Genomic DNA, 1,067 nt, shown 5'->3' on the forward strand with positions numbered 1-1,067 from the left:
TCTTAAATTACCAATAAACCAAGCAAATACAGTGGTATAGCTTCTCACAGGACCACTTTCGGGACCGCTTTCGGGACCACTTTGTCAGGTTTGTGACCAAAATAGTCAGACCCGAGAGGCTCTTTTGACTTGAACTGGGGCACGTTAGGCGCACAATCCACAACCATGAGTGATGATGTGCCCCTACAACTCCCCCGCTATGTTTTTCGCCGGAGCAACGGCAGCTTTCGCTATAAGAGGAACGTTCCAGAGCGCCTTAGACCCCTCATTGGAAAGGCGACCCTGTATCGACAGCTGGGGGACAGCTACCGAGAGGCCATGCAGGCCCTGCCCCTGGTGCATGCAAGAATCGAAGCCTTGCTGAACGATGAAGCAGACAAGTCAGCTAGAGAACGCAGCTTAGAGATTATCCGTGGAGCACTGGGCGATGAGGTCGCCGAGATGGTGCTGGCCGAGACAGTCCCGGAGTACTCTCCTATTGAGGATGCCCTGAATGAGCTGGGCAAAGACCTGCACAAACAAAAGATGCCAACAGAAGTGGTCCAGCAAGTCTACTCGGGTCGCCTTAAGCCTGACGTCCTGACACTCGCCATGACCCTCGACCAGTATGAGGCCTATAAGTCAGACACCCCTAAGGCTGCCAGGGAGATTGGGCAGCGGGTAGAACGGCTGCGCACAGACATGAAGAGCGTCTTTGGCAAGCAGAGGCTGAAGTACACTCCCCTGACTGACATCACGAGACAGGATGCCAATGACCTGCGGGACCACCTGCTGAGCAGGGTCTCAGCCAACAGCGCCGTGAGAATGCTGGGAGTTGTAAGGACAGCCATCAACCATGTGATTGTGGAACACTCCCTGACCATCCCCAACGTCTTCACCAACCTCAAGATAAAGGGAGCTGGTGCCACCAAGCACGACAGGCTTCCCCTGAGTGATGACCAGGTGGTCACCCTAGAGACCGCCTTCTCGAGTAATGACACGGCTTGGGCCCTGTATGTCACGTTGCGTGACACCGGCTCGAGGGTCTCCGAAGTATCAGGCCTGAGGGTCAAAGACTGTGACCTAGA

At 55.0% G+C, this 1,067-nt stretch carries 1 protein-coding gene; it reads left to right on the top strand.

Annotated features, from left to right (window positions below):
* Window positions 1–165: 165 nt before the first annotated feature.
* Window positions 166–1,067, top strand: a 902-nt coding sequence (locus PFRI_RS07135) for a site-specific integrase (RefSeq protein WP_072630016.1), incomplete at its 3' end; no start/stop codon positions are given.

Source organism: Planktotalea frisia, assembly GCF_001890925.1.
GTDB lineage: Bacteria > Pseudomonadota > Alphaproteobacteria > Rhodobacterales > Rhodobacteraceae > Planktotalea > Planktotalea frisia.